The sequence below is a fragment of the Blastococcus saxobsidens genome (assembly GCF_010682065.1).
Lineage (GTDB): Bacteria > Actinomycetota > Actinomycetes > Mycobacteriales > Geodermatophilaceae > Blastococcus > Blastococcus saxobsidens_B.
The window spans coordinates 1-3,420 of record NZ_JAAGWG010000059.1 but is presented as its reverse complement, the minus strand read 5'-3'; the positions used below and the strand labels follow the sequence as shown (position 1 = coordinate 3,420).

At 64.1% G+C, this 3,420-nt stretch carries 3 protein-coding genes; 1 reads left to right on the top strand and 2 read right to left on the bottom strand.

Going from position 1 to position 3,420, the window contains the following annotated elements:
- Positions 1 to 456: 456 nt before the first annotated feature.
- Positions 457 to 1,218, top strand: a complete 762-nt coding sequence (locus tag GCU60_RS19605; protein WP_163208314.1) for a RusA family crossover junction endodeoxyribonuclease — start codon at positions 457 to 459, stop codon at positions 1,216 to 1,218.
- Positions 1,219 to 1,257: 39 nt separating this feature from the next.
- On the opposite strand, the gene GCU60_RS19600 is transcribed toward GCU60_RS19605, so the two are convergent.
- Positions 1,258 to 2,766 (bottom strand): hypothetical protein, encoded by a 1,509-nt coding sequence (locus GCU60_RS19600; protein WP_163208312.1) that lies wholly within the window; start codon positions 2,764 to 2,766, stop codon positions 1,258 to 1,260.
- 154 nt (positions 2,767 to 2,920) lie between these two features.
- Positions 2,921 to 3,208, bottom strand: coding sequence for a hypothetical protein (locus GCU60_RS19595; protein ID WP_163208310.1), 288 nt, complete (start codon positions 3,206 to 3,208; stop codon positions 2,921 to 2,923).
- Between the last annotated feature and the right edge of the window lie 212 nt (positions 3,209 to 3,420).

Here is a 3,420-nt window from a genome sequence, read left to right as displayed (position 1 = left end):
CTGCCGCCGGGGACCCGTCCTACGTCTCGGCGCCTACCGGCCCGCCGTCACCAACCTCATGACCCACAACAGCTAGGGGAACTAGAGAAATCCGGAGGGCCGGAACGCCTCGGAATACAGGTCGTCGTCATCCGCTGACGCGGACGACGACGGCAAACCCTGACCCCGACCGACGTCGTCCTCGCCAGGCTCAGAGCTCCAGTCCTCCGCTCAGACGACCTCCGGCTCCGAGCGGAGTCGCCGGCACAGCGAACGACCTCACCTGAAGAACGACCGGGGCCCAGCGACAGGCTGGAGAGGACCGGCAGCCAGCGGAATCCGAGACCAAGGCGCGGGAGTGGAACTGGTTGCTAACCCTACTTTCATAGGTCTCGCTCCGTCCCCCAGCCTGCGCTCGCAACGCTTGTCCAACACCGCGGGGATGCGTTCGACTAGTCCGTGCGGTTGTGTTGTCTCGTGACTGGACCCATCGACCCCGGCTGGCGCCCCGACACCGGCAGCATGCGTCATGAATTCCGCTTTGACCCGCTCCACTACGGCAGCGGCGGCGAGCAGCAGGCTGCTTTCAAGAGGCGCATGCGAGATGAGTTGCAACAGTATGGCTTCATACTGACCGACGAGGTCGCGATCACTTGGCGTCTGCTGGTTGACGAACAGGCTCGCTGGGAATCGGACATCGGGGCGGACGTGGACAATTTTGCTAAGTTGCTTAACGATGGGCTTTGCGGTCCAGGCGGCATCATTATCGACGACGTACAGGTACAGTCACTCCACGTCTCTTGGATCGACGCCACGGAATCGAGCTTTGAGCTCCAGGTCGAGTGTGGACCGGACGACGGGTTGACGAGGCCGCTGTCGCTCTACCAGTTGGCCGACGACCTGTGGCATCCACTCCCAGACTCAGTACGCGCGAACCCCGAGCATGCCGCCCACCTGCTGTACGCCCTCGACAACCGCGTGTTCTTCGTGCGTCGCCTTCGCCATCTCCTTCGCCAACGAGGGCTTCCCGCAAGGGCGGCCTACGAGGCCGCCCAAAATTATGCGGTCATCTCGCGAGGATTTCACAGCACACGAGCAGCCTCAAACGGGTTCCCGCGGGTGCGACGACACGCGTGGATGGCCCAATACACGCGCCCCACGGAATTACCGGAGGTGACGGGCGACGAGATTGAGCGGGCTGCCGCAACGACGGCTGCGCACTACGGCTACGGCGCCTAAGCGGCGATCACGCGCAGGCTGAGGGAGTACCTCATCGCTTCAAAGACCTAACTGCCAACGGATACTTTCCCTATTTCGCTCGCTGAACGTACCCCGCGGAGCGGCTGGCGGCCGGCACTGCTCGCGCGTCAGGGTTACCCCGGACAGTTGCTCCAAGGGGGTTGCCGCCATCAGCTCGTTCATGAGCTTTACAGCCTCGGCGACAAGCCGGTCAAGCAACCTGCCCGAATCGACGAAGTGCAACCCGGGGACAAGCTCCTCAACGCCCCAGTCGGCGCGCCCGCCTAGCAGGTCCATGGCGTCAAGCAGTGCCACCAGCTCGTCGCCCTCCACTCCTGATGACAGGTTGATCAGCGTTCGTTGGCGCTCCATACGGGCTGTCGCAATCCCAACATGCGCGAGCCCCGCACTGTGGACGGTATTACGCAGGGTGCCCAAGACTGTGAGCACTGCTGCACCTGGCGTTCCAGCTTCGACCAGGCCCGCCAGGTCTGGTGCAGCCGTGGCTGTCTTCTTCAGCCAACGCTCCCGACGCCAGCCGACGTCACGAGCACTGCCAGCGATCCCGAGAACCTGGTGGGCCACCCGCGCGACCGCGTCGAGCGCTCCGACTAGAAAGACGAGCGCACTATCGAAGGCCACGAGCGCGTCGTCCGCAACATCGTTGTCCTGCGGCTGATTCAGCGCTCGATGCACCTGGTCGCGCAACTCCAAAACCCGATCGACTCGCTGCAGTGCTGATTGTCCGAGGTGTAGCAGGCGGTCCGTGCCTGCGGCGCTACTGTGCTGCGCGCAGCCCGCGAACCAGCGCCACGATCCTGGCAAGATTTCCCGAGCCCCAATCAGGTAGAACAACCCGCGGTTGACCGTGTGACTACCACCCTTCCAACGCATGACGTAGAACTCGCCTTGGGCGCGCAGATAAAGTCCAATAAACGGCAAAGCCTGTTCGGGCGTCATGAAGGTCACATCTGAAGCTAGCGACCAGTTTAGGGAATGCAAGTACTCACGGCGCGTGATGTACAGGTCAGCCTGCACTGACTCAGCTACACCGGCTGCAACCGCGTCCCGCCTACGCAGCTCGGCAGCGTTGTCTGGCGTTTCACGCAGATATGCGGTGCTGTCGGTATGCCGGGCGGCAGCCTCGTGGGCATTGCCCCAGACGCTGCCCTCCGTCCGACTATGCTCATCGGCCCAATACACGGGCCATGCGTCGTACGCAGGGTCGTGGTCGCCAAGTATCGCCCAGCCTTTCACCCACCGATCCCCACTGACGCCGTGCAGGTCTTCCAGGCGCGGCTCGTCATCGGGCGGGCCTTCATCCGCAAAGCGGTAAGTCTCAATAAGTTCATGGGTCAGCAACCCCGTAAGCAACCCAAGCTTTGACCACTCGAAATCTTGCGGCAGCAGCTCACTGTCGGCAAGCACCCGCAGCGGTCGCAGTGGTCGATGAGCACCAAACAGAGGGCGCTCGGTCGGCGACGCCAACCGCGACGGTTTTTGTTGTGAACCGATACGGACGCGTGAAATCATGTTCGACAGCGCCAAGTGAGTGCCGCCATCCCTGTATCTTCCGCCATGCCCGACAAGATTGCAGATGCATATTGCTCGGCGACCGTCGTCGAAGGGCGGCATCCGGGTTCACCCGGGCCGTCAGCCGGGCTGAACCCGCACTGCCTGCGGCCACCCAACCGTCGCCTGGTCAGCCACGGTCATCCTGCTGCACCGTCCACTCCGACGCCAGCAAGGCGCAGCGAGGGCAGCTCTGGGCGGGACCCAGGTCGATCCACGGCATGTCCGAGATGACGGTCACCACCTCGTCGCACAAGGACATGGCTGGGCCCAGATACCCAGCCGGCCACCCCTCGTCGGGGACCGCGTGCCCCAGCCCCGCCGGCAGGTAGCCGGTGAACGGCTGGTCGCCAGCTCGCACCGGGATGGCCTGGCGGGGTGCAATCTCTATGCCGCCCAACCGCAGTGCTCGGGTCATGCCACCCAGGGTGCCCGATGACGGGTCGTTGCGTCGCGGGCTCCCACGGCGCGCAAGGTCTGCCGGCAGGTGGGCCTACTGCTGGTGACCCTCGGGGCAGGACTCGTCGGTCCAGTCGCTACGCCGCGTCGACGATCTGAACCGCCCCGGCAAGTCCGGAGACTCAGCTGTCTGTGACCCCGGCCGTTGTCAGGGTCGGTTGTTGAGCGTAG